Origin of the sequence: Sorangium sp. So ce836, assembly GCF_028553905.1 — a bacterium.
In the GTDB taxonomy this organism is placed as follows: domain Bacteria; phylum Myxococcota_A; class Polyangia; order Polyangiales; family Polyangiaceae; genus Sorangium; species Sorangium cellulosum_D.
The window spans coordinates 10909664-10926268 of the sequence record NZ_CP102233.1 but is presented as its reverse complement, the minus strand read 5'-3'; the positions used below and the strand labels follow the sequence as shown (position 1 = coordinate 10926268).

At 73.9% G+C, this 16605-nt stretch carries 14 protein-coding genes; 6 read left to right on the top strand and 8 right to left on the bottom strand.

Annotated features, from left to right (window positions below):
* Positions 1 to 235 precede the first annotated feature (235 nt).
* Complete coding sequence (locus NQZ70_RS39785; RefSeq protein WP_129578885.1) at positions 236 to 574, top strand: HU family DNA-binding protein; 339 nt, start codon at positions 236 to 238, stop codon at positions 572 to 574.
* A gap of 183 nt (positions 575 to 757) precedes the next feature.
* Here NQZ70_RS39785 and NQZ70_RS39780 read toward each other — a convergent pair whose 3' ends face one another.
* Positions 758 to 1393 carry a hypothetical protein gene (locus NQZ70_RS39780; RefSeq protein WP_129578884.1) on the bottom strand — a complete coding sequence of 212 codons (636 nt, stop codon included), beginning with the start codon at positions 1391 to 1393 and terminating at the stop codon, positions 758 to 760.
* 179 nt (positions 1394 to 1572) lie between these two features.
* Complete coding sequence (locus NQZ70_RS39775) at positions 1573 to 1851, bottom strand: hypothetical protein (protein WP_129578883.1); 279 nt, start codon at positions 1849 to 1851, stop codon at positions 1573 to 1575.
* Between the two features lie 271 nt (positions 1852 to 2122).
* Between NQZ70_RS39775 and NQZ70_RS39770 the strand changes: the two genes are divergently transcribed.
* On the top strand, positions 2123 to 2950 hold the full coding sequence (locus NQZ70_RS39770; protein ID WP_237244465.1) for a hypothetical protein: 828 nt from the start codon (positions 2123 to 2125) through the stop codon (positions 2948 to 2950).
* A 141-nt stretch (positions 2951 to 3091) separates the two neighbouring features.
* On the opposite strand, the gene glyA is transcribed toward NQZ70_RS39770, so the two are convergent.
* Both glyA and NQZ70_RS39760 read right to left on the bottom strand, forming a co-directional pair.
* Positions 3092 to 4363: a serine hydroxymethyltransferase gene (gene glyA, locus NQZ70_RS39765; protein WP_129578882.1), complete on the bottom strand. Its 1272-nt coding sequence runs from the start codon at positions 4361 to 4363 to the stop codon at positions 3092 to 3094.
* On the bottom strand, positions 4360 to 5697 hold the full coding sequence (locus NQZ70_RS39760; RefSeq protein WP_272826511.1) for a dihydrolipoamide acetyltransferase family protein: 1338 nt from the start codon (positions 5695 to 5697) through the stop codon (positions 4360 to 4362). Before NQZ70_RS39760 ends, glyA begins: the two co-directional genes overlap by 4 nt.
* 272 nt (positions 5698 to 5969) lie before the next feature.
* On the opposite strand from NQZ70_RS39760, the gene NQZ70_RS39755 reads away from it, so the two are divergent.
* On the top strand, positions 5970 to 7763 hold the full coding sequence (locus tag NQZ70_RS39755; RefSeq protein WP_129578881.1) for a glycosyltransferase family 39 protein: 1794 nt from the start codon (positions 5970 to 5972) through the stop codon (positions 7761 to 7763).
* A gap of 56 nt (positions 7764 to 7819) precedes the next feature.
* Here the strand turns inward: NQZ70_RS39755 and NQZ70_RS39750 are convergent, their stop codons facing one another.
* Positions 7820 to 9583, bottom strand: coding sequence for a hypothetical protein (locus NQZ70_RS39750; RefSeq protein ID WP_237244463.1), 1764 nt, complete (start codon positions 9581 to 9583; stop codon positions 7820 to 7822).
* A 410-nt stretch (positions 9584 to 9993) separates the two neighbouring features.
* Between NQZ70_RS39750 and NQZ70_RS39745 the strand changes: the two genes are divergently transcribed.
* Complete coding sequence (locus tag NQZ70_RS39745) at positions 9994 to 11040, top strand: glycosyltransferase family 4 protein (protein ID WP_129578880.1); 1047 nt, start codon at positions 9994 to 9996, stop codon at positions 11038 to 11040.
* 53 nt (positions 11041 to 11093) lie between these two features.
* Positions 11094 to 11897: a class I SAM-dependent methyltransferase gene (locus NQZ70_RS39740; RefSeq protein WP_165374394.1), complete on the top strand. Its 804-nt coding sequence runs from the start codon at positions 11094 to 11096 to the stop codon at positions 11895 to 11897.
* A gap of 75 nt (positions 11898 to 11972) precedes the next feature.
* Here the strand turns inward: NQZ70_RS39740 and NQZ70_RS39735 are convergent, their stop codons facing one another.
* The 3 genes from NQZ70_RS39735 to NQZ70_RS39725 form a co-directional block, all read right to left on the bottom strand.
* Positions 11973 to 12278, bottom strand: a complete 306-nt coding sequence (locus NQZ70_RS39735) for a hypothetical protein (RefSeq protein ID WP_129578879.1) — start codon at positions 12276 to 12278, stop codon at positions 11973 to 11975.
* A gap of 295 nt (positions 12279 to 12573) precedes the next feature.
* Positions 12574 to 13206 (bottom strand): AgmX/PglI C-terminal domain-containing protein, encoded by a 633-nt coding sequence (locus NQZ70_RS39730; RefSeq protein WP_129578878.1) that lies wholly within the window; start codon positions 13204 to 13206, stop codon positions 12574 to 12576.
* Between the two features lie 59 nt (positions 13207 to 13265).
* Entirely contained in the window at positions 13266 to 15632 is a 2367-nt protein-coding gene (locus NQZ70_RS39725) for a glycosyltransferase family 39 protein (protein WP_129578877.1), read from the bottom strand.
* A gap of 110 nt (positions 15633 to 15742) precedes the next feature.
* On the opposite strand from NQZ70_RS39725, the gene NQZ70_RS39720 reads away from it, so the two are divergent.
* Complete coding sequence (locus NQZ70_RS39720) at positions 15743 to 16588, top strand: Uma2 family endonuclease (RefSeq protein ID WP_129578876.1); 846 nt, start codon at positions 15743 to 15745, stop codon at positions 16586 to 16588.
* Positions 16589 to 16605 lie beyond the last annotated feature (17 nt).

Genomic DNA, 16605 nt, shown 5'->3' with positions numbered 1-16605 from the left:
TTCGTGCCTCTCTCCGGCCCGCGGCGGCGCCGCGCCGCCGGCCCTCCCGGCGGCGCGTTCCCCCTCAGGCGCGCCGCTCCGGCGCGGCCTTTCAGGGGTCCGCGCGATGCCCGTTCTCAGAAATCGCGATTTCTCCCCGCATTTTTGTCTTTTTTTGTCCTGAGTCGTGTGTAAGGTTCACTAAGGCTGTGCGCGGCGAGGTGTCGCGCGCGAGCTCATGTCCGAGGAGAGTGCCATGGCAACTAAGAAGACGGCCGGGGGCGGCGCGAAGAAGACGTTGAGCAAGAGCGGCCTGATCCAGGCCATCACCGAAGCTGCCGGTGATGAGCTGAGCCGCAAGCAGGTGAAGAACGTTCTCGAGTCCCTCATCTCGATCGGTCATCGCGAGCTGAAGAAGTCGGGCGTGTTCACGCTCCCCGGCTTTGCGAAGTTCCGGGTGGTCAAGCGCCCTGCGACGAAGGCGCGCCAGGGGATCAACCCGTTTACCAAGCAGCCGATGACCTTCGCCGCGAAGCCGGCGAGCAAGTCCGTCCGCGCTCGGCCGATCAAGGCCATCAAGGACGCGCTCCTCTAGGCAACCGGATCTCCCAGCGGAGCGCAGGGCGGCCACGGCGACGTGGCCGTTCTTGCTCCATGGCCCCGCGCCGGCCCCCTTCGGGTTCGTGGCGGGGGCGGGGCCTCCCCGCGCGCCGGCCGGACGCCGGCTCCCGGGGCCGGGCGGCGCGGGGCGGCCCGCGCCGCCCGCGCCGCCGCTACGTCATTTCTTGCGGCTGTAGGCCTGCGCCGCCACCGGACCCGAGCCGGTGCGCGCCTTGACGACCAGCTTCACCGTCGCCGGCAGGGGGAACGGCCATTGGTAGCAGCTCTGCTTGGCGCCGATGGCGGCTGTCGGGCCGGTGTCCGAGTCGACCGCGAGCACCGGTTTCAGGTTGAGCGCGGCGAGCCCCGGCTGACCTCCGGCGTTGAGATCGAGCTCCAGCTGGAGATCGACCTCGGTGACGGTGGGGAGCGCCTGCGCCAGGAACGTGTAGCAATAGCCCGGTTGGAGCATGAAGGTCTGCCCCGACGCCGTCTGCCCCTCGGGGACCACGTTGCACACCGGCGCCCCTTCCGGCTGCATCTTCGGCGCCTCGCCGGAGGCGCGGCCCTGGAACATGGTGGTCATCGCCAGCGACTGGACTCCATCGCAGGGCGCCGCCGTGGGCACCGCGACCGGGGGCAGGCCGGTGTCCGGGGGCGGGGCGGACACCGTCGGCTGCGGGGGCGGCAGCGCCCCCGCGTCCGGGGGCTCGTCCGCGAACTCCGACTCCTTGCTGCCGCCGCCGCAGCCCAGCGCTGCCGCCGAGAGAGCCAAGAGCACTGCTGAACCCAACGACCTACCCGTCACCGTCATCTGCGGCCTCCTCGCGCACAGCCCTGCCGCACGCCGCGGCTCCTCGTTCGGACAGCTGCGCTCGCGGGCGCTCATACACCCGAAGGAGGCCGGGGGCTACGAGCGAGGCGCGTCCGCCCGGGCGGGCCAGCGCAGGCGCGCCCGCGGCGGCGGCCCTGCTCGTGCGCCCCTCGCGCCGCTCAGCCGGACCCGCCCACGAGCTCGCGCAGGACGCACATGCGCGCGACGAGGAGCGCCTCGGGCCGGATCGCGTCGTCGAGGTACGCGGCCGAGTTCGCCTCCGCCAGCGACTCGCGCAGCATCCCCTGCTCCAGGAAGGTGACCGCGCGCCCGAGGTGCAGCCGCGCCCTGTCGGCCGCGATCCCCATGCCGGCGCTCGCCAGCATCTCTCGTTCCAGGAACCACCGCGAAAACTCTCCGGGACGATCGAGCTTCGCACGGGAGCCTTGGTCGGTCATGACGTAGGCTACCTCACTTTTTGGGCCCCGGCCAGCCGAGCCCGGCGGCGGTGACGCTGGAAATCATGGCAGAAGCAGCATCAATCCGCCGGGCCGGCGCGATGAAAGCCAGGGCGTGACCCGTCCAAAGCGACATCCGGCGAACGGCCCTGAAGCCCGATGGATCGGGCCTCGGGGCTCGCTCCGCGGAGCTCCCGCGAGCGACCCGTTGCGTCGCGAGCCCGTCAGTGAGATTGAACGCGGCGTTCTGCCGGAATTCGAGGAGGTTCTTTTGCTCCGTACGTTGGGCGTCCTGCCAGCCATGGTCCTCACCGCCGCCCTCGCTGCTGGTTGTCAACAGCGAGAGGCCTCCCCGCCGCCGAGCTACGCGAACCAGCCCCCGCCCGGCTACTACCAGCAGCCCGGCTACCAGCAGCCTGGCTACCAGCAGCCCGGCTATCAGCAGCCCGGTTATCAGCAACCCGGCTATCAGCAGCCCGGCTACCAGCAGCCCGGCTATCAGCAGCCGGCGCCGACGCAGCCGGCGCCGACGCAGCCGGCGCCGACGCAGCCGGCGCCGACGCAGCCCGCCCCGACGACCTCGGCGCAGCCCGGCGGCTTCCCGTGGCCGTTCCCGTTCCCCGGCCAGACCGGCGGCCAGCAGACCGGCGGCCAGCAGCCCGCCCCGAGCGGCGGCGGGAGCAGCTCCGGCAGCGCGTCGCCGATCGACCCGAACTTCGCCACTGCCGCGACCATCCCGCTGAACAACCTCGCCGCGACCGAGGCGCCGGGCATGACGAAGGAGGGCGGGCCGATCGCGGGCCAGTTCAGCGCCGGACAGACCCTCGAGCAGCAGATCCAGCTGATGCCCGGCAAGTGCTACACGATCCTCGGCGTCGGCGCGGGGATCACCGAGCTCGACATCAGCCTCGTCGCGCTGACCCCCATCCCGATGGGCTCGTCGGTGCTGGCGCAGGACAACCTGACCGGCGCGAACGCCGCGCTCGGCGGCCGGGGCAATTGCTACCGCTGGTCGCTGCCCGTGGGCATCAACGCCAAGTACATCGTCAAGGCCACCGCCGGCTCGGGCGTGGCCGCCGCGCAGCTCTACGTGAAGTGACGCCCCGAAAGCGCCGAGGACGCCGGGAGAGCTCTCTCCGGACGTCCTCGGGGCTCGCCGTGAAGTGACGCCCCGAAAGCGCCGAGGACGCCGGGAGAGCTCTCTCCGGGCGTCCTCGGGGGCTCGCTCCGTCGATCGGTGTTAGACGCGGATCCCGGGCGCCGGGAAGCCGCGGCAGAGCTCCGCGACCTCGGCGGCGATGCGCGCGATGCGCGCCTCGTCGTTGATGTTCTGCGCCACGTCATCCATCCACGCCGCCAGGCGCTCCATCTCGGCGACGCCCATGCCGCGCGACGTCACCGCCGGCGTGCCGATGCGGAGCCCCGACGGATCGAACGGCTTGCGCGGGTCGAACGGGATCGAGTTGTAGTTGGCCACGATGCCCGCGCGATCGAGCGCCTGCGCATAGGGCTTCCCGCCGATCCCCTTCGGGGTCATGTCGATCAGCAGCAGGTGGTTGTCGGTCCCGCCGGTGATGAGCCGGAAGCCGCGCGACTCCAGCGCGCGCCCGAGCGCCTGCGCGTTCTCCACGATCTGCTTCGCGTAGGCCCGGAACCCGTCCTCCGAGGCCTCCTTCGCCGCGACCGCGATGGCCGCGGTCGTGTGGTTGTGCGGCCCGCCCTGGAGGCCCGGGAACACCGCCTTGTCGATCGCGCTCGCGTGCTCCTTCTTGCAGAGGATCATCGCGCCGCGCGGGCCCCGGAACGTCTTGTGCGTCGTCGACGTCACCACGTCGGCGATGCCCACCGGCGACGGGTGCACCCCGCCGGCCACGAGCCCCGCGATGTGCGCGATGTCCGCCGCCAGGATCGCCCCGACCTCGTCGGCGATCGACCGGAACGCGGCGAAGTCGAGCGTGCGCGGGTACGCCGTCGTCCCGCACCAGATGAGCTTCGGCCGGTGGGCGCGCGCCAGGTCGCGGACCTGGTCCATGTCGATGCGGTGATCGCTCTCGCGCACCCCGTACGGGACGCTCTTGAAGTACTTCCCGGTGATGCTCACCGACCAGCCGTGGGTCAGGTGCCCGCCCGCGGGCAGGCCGAGGCCCATGATCGTGTCGTTCGCCTGCGCGAACGCGAGGTAGACGGCCAGGTTGGCCGGGCTCCCGGAGTAGGGCTGCACGTTCACGTGGTCGGCCCCGAACAGCTTGGCCACCCGCGTGCGCGCGAGCTCCTCGACCACGTCGATCTGTTGCTGGCCCTCGTAATACCGCTTGTGCGGGTAGCCCTCGGAGTACTTGTTCGTCAGCACCGAGCCGGTCGCCTCGAGCACCGCCCGAGACACGTAGTTCTCGCTGGCGATCAGCCGGAGCGTGTCCGCCTCGCGGCGCTCCTCCAGGCGGATCAGCTCGGCGATCTCCGGATCGACCTCGCTCAGCGGCCGCAGCCCCTTCACGTCGTTCTTCACGCTCATACCTCGAACTCCCCGCGTGAAAGGATGTCGGTGACCCGCCAGAGGAACGAGTTCGCCAGCACCCCGTCGATGATGCGATGGTCGTAGGACAGCGCGAGGAACATGACCGGATGGATCGCGATCGAGTCCTCCTTGTCCTTCGTGACCACCACGACGCGCTTCTTGATCTCCCCCATCCGCAGGATGCCGACGTTCGGCTGTGAGATGATCGCGCCGCCGAACAGGTTGCCCTTGAGGCCGGGGTTGGAGACCGTGAAGGTCGTGTTCGCCAGGTCGTCGGCGGTGATCTTGCCCGACTTCGCCCGCCCGGCCAGCTCGTCGATGCTCCGCGCGATGCCGCGCAGCGACAGCTCGTCCGCGTGCTTGATGCTCGGGACGATGAGGCCGCCAGGCGTGTCCACCGCCACGCCGAGGTTGACGTCGCGCAGCACCACGTACGAGTTCTCGAGCACGCGCGCGTTGAACTCCGGGTGCTCGCGCAGCGCGCGGACGGCCGCGGCGCAGATGAAGGACAGGAACGTCAGCGACACACCCGCCTTCTTGAACTCGTCCTTGTGCGCGTCGCGCAGCTTCGACGTCTCGTGCAGGTCGACCTCGGCGACCGTCACCACGTGCGGGGAGGTCACCTTGGAATAGACCATGTGGTCGGCGGTGATGCGGCGGCGCCGGCTGAAGGGCACCACCTTGTCGCCCGGCCTGGGCGTGTAGGGCGGCACCTTGTACGCGCCGTACCCGACGCCGGGCACCGGCGGCACGAACCCGCCGCTCGACTGGATGAGCTGCGACAGCTCGGCCGCCTGGCTCGCCGCGACCGCGGGCGGGGGCGCCGCGCTCGCCGGCGGCGCCGGCTCGGCCGCCGCGCCGTGGGCCGCGCGCATCACGTCGTCGCGGGTGATCCGGCCGTGCTCGCCGGTCCCCTGCACGCCGCGTAGATCGACGCCCGCCTCGAGCGCCAGCTTCTTCGTCGACGGGCTCGACAGCGGACGGGCGCTCTCGTCATGCCCGTTGCTGCCCGGAGCGGGCGCGGGCGCCGGCGCCGGGGAGCTGGCCGCGGCCGCGGCCTGCGGGCGCTGCTCGGCTGCGCCCTGCGCCTCCGACGCAGCCTCGTCGATCTGGCAGAGCAGACCCTCCTTGGCGACGACGGATCCCTCGGCCGCCGCGATCCGCGTGACGCGACCGGCGGTCGGCGCCGGGATCTCCGTGTCTGCCTTGTCGGTCGCAACCTCGAGCAGCGGCTGCTCGCGCTTGACGAAATCGCCCTCGCGCACGAGCCACCTCGAGACGGTCCCCTCGAGCACGCTCTCGCCGAGCTGTGGCATGCGAACATCGACCATCGCTTCTCGCTCCTCCAACGCGCGCCGCCGTGAGCGCCCGTTTCTCGGGGCAAGGCGGCACGGTCGTATACGCCGCCCGCCCTTCGAGAGCAACGACACAGTGTTCGTCCGCTGCGCATCCTTTTCGTGATTCACCCGCCGCTGCCTGGGCCGGCTCGGCGACGGCGCGCCGCGCTCGCCGACACGCCCGGCGCAGGAGGGCTGGAATCGTACGTGGAATCGCACGTCGACGCACGTAGACGCTGGCGCGCCCGAGCCGGTAAAAGGGCGCGGTGCGTGACGCCGCGCCGGATGTGACCGCGGTCCCTCGTCCCCGGGCCGCCTCGACCGAGATCGCGCGGGAGCGCCCCGACGCCGGGCCGGCGCGCGTCGCGGGGGCGCGGGCGATCTGCGCGGTCTCGCTCGGCGCGATCGCGTTCCTGCTGCTGCAGATCCTGACCTACGGCTACGGCCGCGATCAGGGCATCTACGCCATGGTCGCGCGGGCGGTGCTCGACGGCGGCATGCCGTACCGCGACGCGTTCGACTTCAAGCCGCCGGGTATCTTCTTGATCTACGCGCTCGCGCGCGCGCTCTTCGGCCCGGCGCAGTGGGGCGTCCGCGCCCTCGAGGTCGCCGGCCTCGCCGGCATGTGCCTCGCGATGACGTCGCTCGCCGGCCGCGCCTTCGGCGATCGCCGGATCGGGATCGTCGCCGCCGCGCTCGCCGTGCTCGTGCACGCCCAGCTCGATTTCTGGCACACGGCGCAGCCCGAGTCGTTCGGCGGCATGCTCACCGTCGCCGCCCTGCTCGTGGCCGCGCCGCGGGGCCGCGCCGCCGGCGCGCCGCGCGCCGCCGCGCTGGTCGCGTCGGGCGCGCTCTTCGGCGCCGCCGGCCTCCTCAAGCCGCCGCTCGCCGGCGGCGGCGTCGTGCTCGCCGTCGCGCTGGCCGCGCCCGCCCTCGCCGAGCTCGCGCGGCGCGGCGTGGCGCTCGCGCGGCGCGGCTCGGCGAGCGCCGCGGCCGTCCGGCCCGCGATCGAGGGCGAGCCGGCGCGCCCTCTTCCGGGCGCGCCCGCGCGCTCCTCCGCGGCCGCGCTCGTCTGGGCGGCGCTCCGGCCCGCCCTGCTCGTCGCGCTCGGCGGCGTGCTCCCCGTGCTCGCCTGCGTCGCATGGTTCGCCGCGCAGGGGGCGCTCGGCGACCTGTGGGAGGTCCTCTTCGTCTTCACGCCGCATTACACCGCGCTCGGGTGGCGCGGCGTGGGCGTGCTCGAGATGGCGTGGCACGGCGTCAGCGAGTGGCTCGTCGGGTACTCCGGCCCGATCGCGCTCGGCCTCGCGTGCCTGCTCGCGCTGCACCCCGATCGCCGCGAGCGCGCGGGCGTGGCGCTGTTCGCGGGCGTGATCGCCATGCACCTCGTCGGCGTGGTGATGCAGGCGAAGTTCTTCCCGTACCATTACGGCGCGACCTGGCCGCTCACCGCGATGCTCGCCGCGCTCGGCCTCTGGAAGGCGTGGCAGCGCTGCGTCCAGCGCGGCGCGCGGGCGGCCGCCGCGCTCGTCGCGGCGCTCGTCGCGGCCGCCTTCGCCCGCTCCGCGACGAAGGACGTGGCCGACGGGTACCTCGATCGCTGCGCCGAGCGGCTCGCGCTGCTCGCCGCGGGCGCGCGGGACCAGGGCCGCCTCGACCGCCTCGCCTCGGTGGCCGACGTCAACGCCGCGGCGAACCGCGCGGTCGCGGCGTGGCTGCGCGATCGCGTCGCGCCGGGGCGGCCCGTGCTCGTGTGGGGCTTCGAGCCGGTGATCTACGACCTCGCCGATCGCGCGCCGGCGACGCGTTACCTCTACAACGTCCCGCAGCGCGCGGCGTGGGCCCGGCAGGAGGCGCGCGACGCGCTGATGCGCGACCTCGTCGCGAGCCCGCCGGCGGCGATCGTGGTCGAGCGCCGCGACGTCTTCCCCTCGGTGACCGGCGACGCGCTCGACTCGCGCGACACGCTGGACGGGTTCCCTGCGCTCGCGGGGCTCATCGACGAGCGCTACGAGCTCGCCGTGCTCATCGAGGATTTCGAGATCTACCTGGAGCGCTGAGGATCGGGCTGGCGTGGGGCGGCGGCGCGGCCCGGAGGGCCGCGCGCGCGCCGGGATCAGGGGCAGGCGTTGTCACGGCCCGGGGTGGGCGCGGCCGTCACGAAGCGGCGGCCGTCGCGGGCGCCGTCGGCGCAGCGCTGGATGGACTGCGTCGCCGGCGCGGCCGTCGCACCCTCGTTGACCTGAACGCGCTCCGGGGCCTCCGGATCGCTGGAGATCAGCGCGTCCAAGAGCTCCTCGTCGTCGGCGTCGTTCGTGTCGTAGACCAGGGCATCGAGCAGGCGCGCGCTGGTGGCCGGCGTGCCCGAGGGGAAGTCCGCGGGCAGCCCCTGGTACAGGGCGACCGCGTCCGCGCCGTTCTGCAGGGTGTCGTTCGGGAAGACGAGGGCGGGCGCCGGCATGACGCCGCTGTTGCCGACGAGCAGGAGGCCGAATCGGTCGGTCGTGGCGTTGAGCTCGATCGCCCGGTAGGAGGCGTCGTCGGCGGACCCGTTGAAGAACACGAGCGTGTAGCCGGCGAGGCTCGTGGACCGCCAGCCCGTGCTGATCTCGACGAACTCGAGCGCGTCGACGTCCGGCGTGTCGGCGTCGAGCTCGTTGATCTGGAGCCGGAGCACCGTCACCCGGAACGACGTGCGCCGCGCGCCCGGGCGGCTCACCACGATGTCCCCCGGGCCGATCGGCGTCGCGCCCGAGAGCGCGGGGATCGTGATCCGCGTGTCGGAGTCGACCCTGAAGGGTTGCGTCGCGTAGCTCACGGTCACCTCCGTCGCTCCGGTGAACCCCGTGCCGGTGAGCACGAGCGCGCCTCCGACGGCGATGACCGGGTAATCGACCGAGGTCACCTGGGCCGGCGGCCCGCACGGCGGGCACGCGGAGCCGCCGCAGTCGATGCCGCCCTCGTCGCCGTTGAGGCGGCCGTCCTCGCACGTGGGCGTCTGGCACACGTAATCGAGGCACACCTGGGACGGGCAGTCCGTGTGGACCAGGCACTCCACGCAGGTCCCGGCGGCGTTGCACAGCCCGCCGTCGCCCAGGGTGCACGCGGTGCCGACCGCCTTCGGCTCGTGGACCGGGGAGCCGTCGCGGCAGGCGTCGATCGTGCACTCGCTGCGGTCGTTGGGCACGTCGTCGTCGTCGTCGACCTCCACGACCGCGCCGCCATCGTCGCAGACGCGCTCGCTGCAGTCGCCGGCCATCTGCTTCTCCGCCGGTGTCCCTGCGGCCACGGGCTCGGTGACGCACCCGCCGTCGACGCACCTCGCGATCGCGCACTCGCTCGCGGGCTCGGCGCAATCCGCGTCGACGGTGCAGGTGTCGCCGCCGCCGCTGCCGCCGGACCCGCCGGCTCCGCCGCCGACTCCACCCTCGCCGCCGTCACCCCCAATGCCACCGACTCCGCCGGATCCGCCGTTGCCATTCCCGGCGCCGCCGTCGCCGCCGCCGGAGCCACCGTCGCCGCCGCCGGAGCCACCGTTGCCACCGCCGGAGCCACCGTTGCCACCGCCGGAGCCACCGTCGCCGCCGCCGGAGCCGCCGTTGCCACCGCCGGAGCCACCGTTGCCACCGCCGGAGCCGCCGTCGCCGCCGCCGGATCCGCCGTCGCCACCCCCGCCGCCGTCATTGCCGCCGGAGCCGCCGTCGCCGCCCCCGCCGCCGTCATTGCCGCCGGAGCCGCCGTCGCCGCCCCCGCCGCCGTCATTGCCGCCGGAGCCGCCGGCTCCGCCAAGTCCTCCTGCGCCCCCTTGCTCGCCGCTCCCGCCGTCGCCGATCAGGCTGCGATCGGGCATCGTGATCAGCTCGCAGCCCGAGGTGGCCACCAGCGAAATGCTCAGCGCGAGCGCGGATCCGTATCGATTCGATCTCCAAGTCATGAACACACCTGGTTGCAGGTTGGGCTGGGCGCGCAGGCCGTCGACGCCGCCTGCGCTGCCCCGCGGCAGGGACGAGCGGGCGGCCATCCTAGACGCACGGGACGCCCGTTGAAAGCGCGCCGCGCAGCCCGCCGCGGGGCCGAACCCGCGCTGACCGCGGCGGCCCTGCTGGCTCGCAGCAGCGGCCGCTCCCGCGCGCTCCCTCGCCGGGGTGGCGGGATCCACCTGCTGGCATGCTCGTTGATGCGTCGATCCGCCGGCATGCGCTCCGCCTCGGGCGGGGGTCGAGCATGACGCCCCGGTTGCGGCGCGGCGACGCAGCGACGCAGCGACGCGGCGATCGAGGAGCAACGAGCATGCGAGTCGCGATCATCTCCACCCCGTTCATCCGGGTGCCGCCCTCCGGATACGGAGGGACCGAGCTGTTCTGTTACGAGCTCGCCGAGGGGCTGTCGGCGCGCGGACACGAGGTGACGCTCTTCGCGACGGGCGATTCGTCGGTCGCCTGCCGTCGCCGGTCGCTCTACGCGAGCCCGTGTTGGCCCCCTACGCCGGAGGACGAGGTCAACCACGTCGCGTGGGCCGTGTCGGAGATCGCGCGGGAGGACAGGTTCGACCTGGTCCACCTGAACAGCCCGATCGCCGTCCCGTTCACCCGCTTCCTCCGCGTCCCGGCCGTGCACACCCTGCACCACGCGTCGTGCGTCGAGAGCTCGCGCATCTACGCGCAGCACCCGGAGGTCGCGTACGTGGCCATCAGCGAGCGGCAGCGCTCCCTCGAGATCGCGCTCCCGCGCTCGTGCGTGATCCATCACGGCGTCGCGCCGGCGCGCTACCCGACGAGCCTCTCCGACGAGGGCTACCTCGCGCACCTCGGCCGCTACGCCGAGGAGAAGGGGACCCACCTCGCCCTCGACATCGCGAGGGCCGCGGGCATGCAGCTCAGGCTCGCCGGCCGCGCGCACCCCAAGGATCATCTCTATTATCTTCGCGAGGTCGCCCCGCGCCTCCGGGAGAGCGGCGCGTCGGAGCTCGGGGAGATGGATCACGAACGCAAGGTCGCGCTCCTGCGCGGGGCGCGCGCCCTCCTCTGCCCGCTCCAGTGGGAGGAGCCGTTCGGGCTGATCGCCATCGAGGCCATGCTCTGCGGCACCCCGGTGCTCGGCTTTCGCCGCGGCTCCTTCCCCGAGATCGTCGACGAGGGGATCACGGGCTTCCTGGCCGCGCCGGGCGACGCCGCGCGCCTCGCCGCGCTCGCGGCGGGGCTCGCGCGCTTCGACCGCGCCGCCTGCGCGCGCCGCGCGCGCGAGCGCTTCAGCAGCGCCGTGATGGTGGGGAGGTACGAGGCGCTCTACCGCGCCGTGAGCGGCCCGCGGCGCGCCCAGGGCTCCCGCGCCGCATGAGCGCCGCGGGGGCTGCCCCGCTCGCGCGGCCGCGGCGGTGATAAGAGGCGGCCATGAACGAGCTCTTGCACGCCCTGCTCCGGCGCCCGCCGCTCGGGCGCGCGGCGCGGGCCGCGTCGGACTGGGTGGATCTCCAGCTCACCCACGTCGTGACCTCGCTCGCGCGCCTCGCCCCGCGGGCGCGCGGGCGGCTGCTCGACGTGGGCTGCGGCGACAAGCCCTATGAGCACCTCTTCCTCCCCCACGTCCGCGAGTACCTCGGCGTGGAGCACGAGGCGACCTTCGGCGCCACGGCCGCGCGCGCGCGGGGCAAGGCCGACGTGCTCTATGACGGCGAGCGGCTGCCCTTCCCGGACGCGAGCTTCGACACCGTGCTCAGCGTGCAGGTCCTCGAGCACACCCCCCGCCCGGAGGCGCTCGTCGCCGAGATGGCGCGCGTCCTCCGCCCGGGCGGCCTGCTCATCCTGAGCGCGCCGTTCTCGTTCCGCCTGCACGAGGAGCCGCACGATTACTTCCGGTTCACCCCTCACGGCCTCCGCGCGCTGTGCGGCCGCGCCGGCCTGACCATCGAGGAGATCTGCCCGCACGGCGGCCTCTGGAGCTTGCTCGGCCACAAGGTGAACAGCTACCTGGCGCTCCAGGTGGCGCAGATCGGCGGCGTCGCGCAGGCGATGGGCAAGCTCGGCCACGAGGCCCGCGAAGGTCGCGGCGCGCGCGTGTGGACGCTGCCGCTGGTCGCGCCGGCCATGATCGCGGTGGCCGCGGGCGCGCGCGCGCTCGACCGCGCGCTACCCGACCCCACCGAGACGCTCGGCTTCACCCTGGCGGCGCGGCGGCCGGCGGCCACGGCGGCCTGACGGCGAGAGGGGTTGAGCCAGGGGGCGCAGCAGGCCATCGGGCACGCCCGCGCGGCCGCGAGCGCGACGACCCGCCTACGAGCGGCCCGGGGCGAGCTCTCCGGCGATGCGCTGCACGCTCTGGAGCAGCGCCTTGATCTGATCGCCGACGACCGGCCCCGCGTCCTCGACGAGCCCCTCGACCTGCTCGAGCACGGGCGGCAGCCCGTCCGCGGTGACCTCGTGGATGCGCTCGCCCCCGAGCTTCGCCTCGATGCGCGCGAGCTCGTCCTTGAGCTCGCCGAGCGCCTGCGACACGTGCTCCCGGTTCTGCACGTGCTCGTGGCGCGAGAGCTCATACGCTATCGCCATCGCGCTCCGGACATCCCGCTGCACTTCCATCCGCTCCATGCTCCCTCACCCGTGCCGTCGCCGGCGATAGTGGATCTCGAGCCGCCTTCAGCGTTTCAGCGCTTGAGCGTTTCAGCGCATAGCAGCTTCCGTGCCCTCGCCGGCCCTCTCGCCCTGCTCGGCCGAGCCCGGGCGGGCGCGTCTCCCGGGCGCGCGCCCGGCGCGGCCCACGCGGACGATCCGCCTCACGTGTCGCAGATCGCCACGCGGTCGCGCGCCTCTACCAGATCGGCCGTTCGCGGGGGCCGGCCGCGCCGGGCCCGCCGCGCTCCCGGGCAGGGGCCTCTCAGGGCACCAGCTCGACGCCGCTGAACTCGATGGGAAAGGTGATGACGGTCGTCACCCCGCCTTGCGGCGCGGGGAACTGCATCTTCTCGAACGCATCGGCCACGCAGCGGTCGACCTGCGGGTTCTTCGCCGTCGACCTCACGACGTCTGCCTTGTTGACCTTGCCGCTCGGGCCGATGGTCGCCTTGACGGTCACCTTCCCGACGAACTTCGGCGAGCTCTTGACGCCGATCTTGTAGCACTCGTCGAAGACCTCTCCGTGCTTCTCCACGACGTCGCGGACCTGCGCCTCCGAGATGCTGCCCCCGAGCGTCCCGGTCGCGACGGCCGCGCCGGGCTTCACGTTGCCGTCGCCCCTCGACGCGGCCGGCTTCGGCGCGGCCTCGACCGGCGCGGCCGCCCCGGGGACCTGCGAGGTCGCCGGGGGCGCCTCGCCGGCGGCGGGCGTCCGGCCCGCCGGCGTCGGGCCCGCCGCGCCCGCCGGCCCGGCGGACGTCGTGTCCGCGGGCGCCGTGGAGGTCGTACCCGCCGGCTCCGGCGGCGCGGGCTGCGCCGGCGCCTGGGCGGGCGGCGGCGCGCAGGCCGACGCGAGCGCGAGGACCAGAACCAGACCTGTTCGGCGAGAGCTCATGCCCGAAGGTAAAACCCGGATGCGGGGCCGTGTCCACGAGGATGGAGGCGCGCCGCCGCTCAGCGCAGCCGCAGCACCTCGACCTCGGACGCGTCGCCGCCGAGGAGCTTCGGCGCTCGGCCCCGGTCGCGGGCCTTCAACGACGCCCAGAACACCTCCGTCCCCGGCCGCTTCCGGATCGGCACCGGATCGGCGTAGACGAAGCCCGCCCTCCAGCGCTGCGGCGAGATCGCCGTCGGGAGGCCGACCTCGCGGTAGACCGGGTCCGCCATCGTCGAGGACAGCGGGGCGCGCTCGACCACCCGCGACCGCACCGTGAGCGTCACGTCGCTCGCCGCGGGCCCGCCCGCGCGCACGAAGATCGTGAGGAGCGAGCGCGCGCCCTCGTGGAACGTGGTCCCGAGCAGCTCCGTGCCGTCGTCGAACCGCGCGCCGAGCGGCGCGAGCGCGGCGGTGATCTCCGAGAAGAGCGCCGCCGCGCGCGCCGTGTCGCCCGCGGCCAGCGCGGCGTTGTGGGCGATCCGCTTCTGCTCCAGCGTCTCCGGCGGGCCGGCCGGCGGCTCGGCCGGCTGTCCGAAGTGCGCGCGGAGCTCCCACGTGAGGAACGGATCCGGCACGATCTCGCGCTCGGGCTCGGTGCCCGAGACGAAGTACCAGGCGAGGAGCCCCGGCTCCCGCTCGCGGAACGAGAACGCCTCGATGCCGCGCGCCCCCTGCGCCGGCGCCTCCGCCCCGACGCCCGCGCCGAGCGCCCAGAACGGGCCCACCGCGGTGATGTCGAAGCGCTGCGCGAGGCTCGCCTGGTCCCGGTCGAGCATGAACCGCGTGTCCACGAGGTAGGCGCCGCGGGGCGGCGTCTCCCTCGGCGCGGGCCGGGTCGGCTTGACGACGCGCCCGCCGAGCGCCCAGACCTGGGCCCACGTGGCCTTCATGCCCTCGTGCATCTCGACGAGCGCGCCGGTCGGCGTCCGCGGCAGCCTCGGCGCGAGCCAGCGCAGGAACGCCGTCTTCTCCCCGTCGGAGTCGATGAGGTGCCCCCGCTCGTTGAAGCGCCCGCCCGTCTCGCGCGCGTAGCGCAGCGCCGGGAGCCCGTCGCGCAGCACGGCGGCGAGCGGCGCGAGCCACAGCGCGAGCGCCGCGAGCGCCGGCCACGCGGGCGCCGGCCCTGCGATCCCGGCGGCCGCCGGCGCCGCGCGCGATCCTGCGGCCGCCGCCCCCGCGGCCGCCGGCCCGGCGGGATCGCGCGCGGCGTCGGGCGCGCGTTGCGCGGCCGCGGCGGCGGCGCGCTCGAGCAGCGCCGCGCCGGTCGCGACGAGGGCGGCGGCGCCGAGGGCGAAGTAGGCCCCGAAGTAGTGCGGCCAGAAGATGTGGATGTCGGCGCCCTGGCGGAAGACGACGTACTGCACCGTCGCCGTCGCGAGGTAGAGCAGCGGCAGCGCGTCGTGCTCGCGCCGGAGCAGGACGAGCCGCGCGGCGCAGACGATCGCGGCGAGCTTCCCCGCGGCGATGGCGATCGGCGTGAACGAGAGCTCGATCCAGTACCGCCGGCCCGCGAGCACCTTGGCGAGCGGCTCGGCGTTGCCCGAGGAGCGGAACCCGTAGCTCGCCAGGAGATCGCCGAGCTTGCCGGCCTGGTGGAAGAGGGCGAGGTAGAGCGCGGCGGTCAGCGCCGCGAGGAAGGCGGTGAGCACCCACCACTGCGCGTAGCGCCGCTCGTGGATCGGGCCGAAGACGCGCTTCGGGAGCAGGTAGGCGCGGATCGCGCCGAACGCGAGCAGCCCGCCCGTGAGCACGAACGCGGGCCAGTCGGCGTGCATGCCGAGCGTGAGCCCGAGCGCGCTCACCGCGAGGTAGCGGCGCCGGCCCGTCTGCGTGAGCCGGACGTACCCGAAGAGCCCGAGCAGCGTCCAGGCCATGACCGGGACCTCGAGCGCGTTGAGGTTCGCGAACGAGAGCGTGATCGGCAGGACGACGAACGCCGCCGCCGCGGCCGCCCCTGCGGCGGGGCGGTAGACGCTCCGGCCGATGGCGTAGAGCAGGGGCGGCGTCACGGCGCTCAGCAGGACGGCGGGCAGGCGGCAGACGACGTCGTGCCGCCCGAGGACCTGCATGAACGCGGCGGTCGTCCAGAAGATCCCCCAGGGGTGGTGGCAGTAGTACATCTCCGGCGCCGGCCGGCCCGCGGTGTACTCCCACACCGGCCCGGGGATCTCCCAGCGGAGCATGTTCTCCGCGATGATCCCGACGCCGGCGGACGACGCGTAATGGCCCGCGAGGATGGGCCCGAACAGCTCCCACGCGGCGACGAGCGCGAACCACGCGGTCGCGACGGCGGTGACGGCGAGCGCCGCGCGGGTCTCGAGGCGGGAGGCGGCGGGGAGGCCGCGCAGATCGGTCGGGCGGGGGGCGGGGCGCGGGAAGAGCAACGTGCGCGCAGCCTAGCGTCGATGGGGCGCTTCCGGAGAGGGGAGAAGCCCCCGCCGTCCGCGGCGGCGGCGCGGGTCGATGCGCGCGCGCGGCTCGGGTAAGGTAAGGCATGTCGACCGAGGCGCAGAGGCAGGCTCACGGGCGGGCGCACCGCGACGGCAGGGGGCGCGATCCGACGTTCTATCCCGTGGAGAAGAAGATGGGGGAGGACTCCCTTCAGACATGGATCGTGGAGCTCCTCCGCCCGCTGATCGAGCGCTGGTACCAGGAGCTCGGCCGGCCGCGGTTCGTGGGGGCGGACCAGTTCATCTATTATCAGCAGTTCGATCCTTCCAAGGTCGTGGCGCCGGACGTGTACGTGCTCCCCGGCGTGCCGCCGGGCCGGCGCGTGCGCAGCTGGAAGGTGTGGGAGACCGGGATCGCCCCGAGCTTCGCGCTCGAGGTCGTCTCCTCCGACGAGCCGTACAAGGACTACGCGGACGCGCCCGAGCGCTACCGGGAGCTCGGGGTGAGGGAGCTCGTGATCTTCGATCCCGACTGGGAGAGGAGCCGGGATCGGGTGCGCTTTCAGCGCTACCGGCGGCTGAAGACGCGGGGGTTCGTCCGGGTGGAGACGACGAACGTCGACCGGATCTACGCGCGCGTGCTCGGCTGCTGGCTGCGGGTGATCGGCGCGGGCGACGCGGCGCGCCTCCGGCTGGCCACGGGGCCCGAGGGCGAAGCGCTCTTCCCGACCGCCGCGGAGGCGGAGCGGGCCGCGAGGGAGGCGGAGCGGGCCGCGAGGGAGGCGGAGCGGGCCGCGAGGGAGGCGGAGCGGGCCGCGAAGGAGGCGGAGCGGGCCGCGAAGGAAGCGGAGCGAGCCGCGAAGGAGGCGGCGCTGGAGCGGGTCGCGGCGCTCGAGGCGCAGCTCGCGAGCGCCGCGGGCGCGAAGGACGAGGGGCCGGGCGTTCCCTGAGCCTCGCCGGCGCGCGG

What these genes read in the sequence shown, in the direction of transcription:
- NQZ70_RS39785 (WP_129578885.1), top strand. Translation starts at nt 236, where the DNA reads ATGGCAACTAAGAAGACGGCCGGGGGCGGCGCGAAGAAGACGTTGAGC.
- NQZ70_RS39780 (WP_129578884.1), bottom strand. Translation starts at nt 1,393, where the DNA reads ATGACGGTGACGGGTAGGTCGTTGGGTTCAGCAGTGCTCTTGGCTCTC.
- NQZ70_RS39775 (WP_129578883.1), bottom strand. Translation starts at nt 1,851, where the DNA reads ATGACCGACCAAGGCTCCCGTGCGAAGCTCGATCGTCCCGGAGAGTTT.
- glyA (WP_129578882.1), bottom strand. Translation starts at nt 4,363, where the DNA reads ATGAGCGTGAAGAACGACGTGAAGGGGCTGCGGCCGCTGAGCGAGGTC.
- NQZ70_RS39760 (WP_272826511.1), bottom strand. Translation starts at nt 5,697, where the DNA reads ATGGTCGATGTTCGCATGCCACAGCTCGGCGAGAGCGTGCTCGAGGGG.
- NQZ70_RS39745 (WP_129578880.1), top strand. Translation starts at nt 9,994, where the DNA reads ATGCGAGTCGCGATCATCTCCACCCCGTTCATCCGGGTGCCGCCCTCC.
- NQZ70_RS39740 (WP_165374394.1), top strand. Translation starts at nt 11,094, where the DNA reads ATGAACGAGCTCTTGCACGCCCTGCTCCGGCGCCCGCCGCTCGGGCGC.
- NQZ70_RS39735 (WP_129578879.1), bottom strand. Translation starts at nt 12,278, where the DNA reads ATGGAAGTGCAGCGGGATGTCCGGAGCGCGATGGCGATAGCGTATGAG.
- NQZ70_RS39730 (WP_129578878.1), bottom strand. Translation starts at nt 13,206, where the DNA reads ATGAGCTCTCGCCGAACAGGTCTGGTTCTGGTCCTCGCGCTCGCGTCG.
- NQZ70_RS39720 (WP_129578876.1), top strand. Translation starts at nt 15,743, where the DNA reads ATGTCGACCGAGGCGCAGAGGCAGGCTCACGGGCGGGCGCACCGCGAC.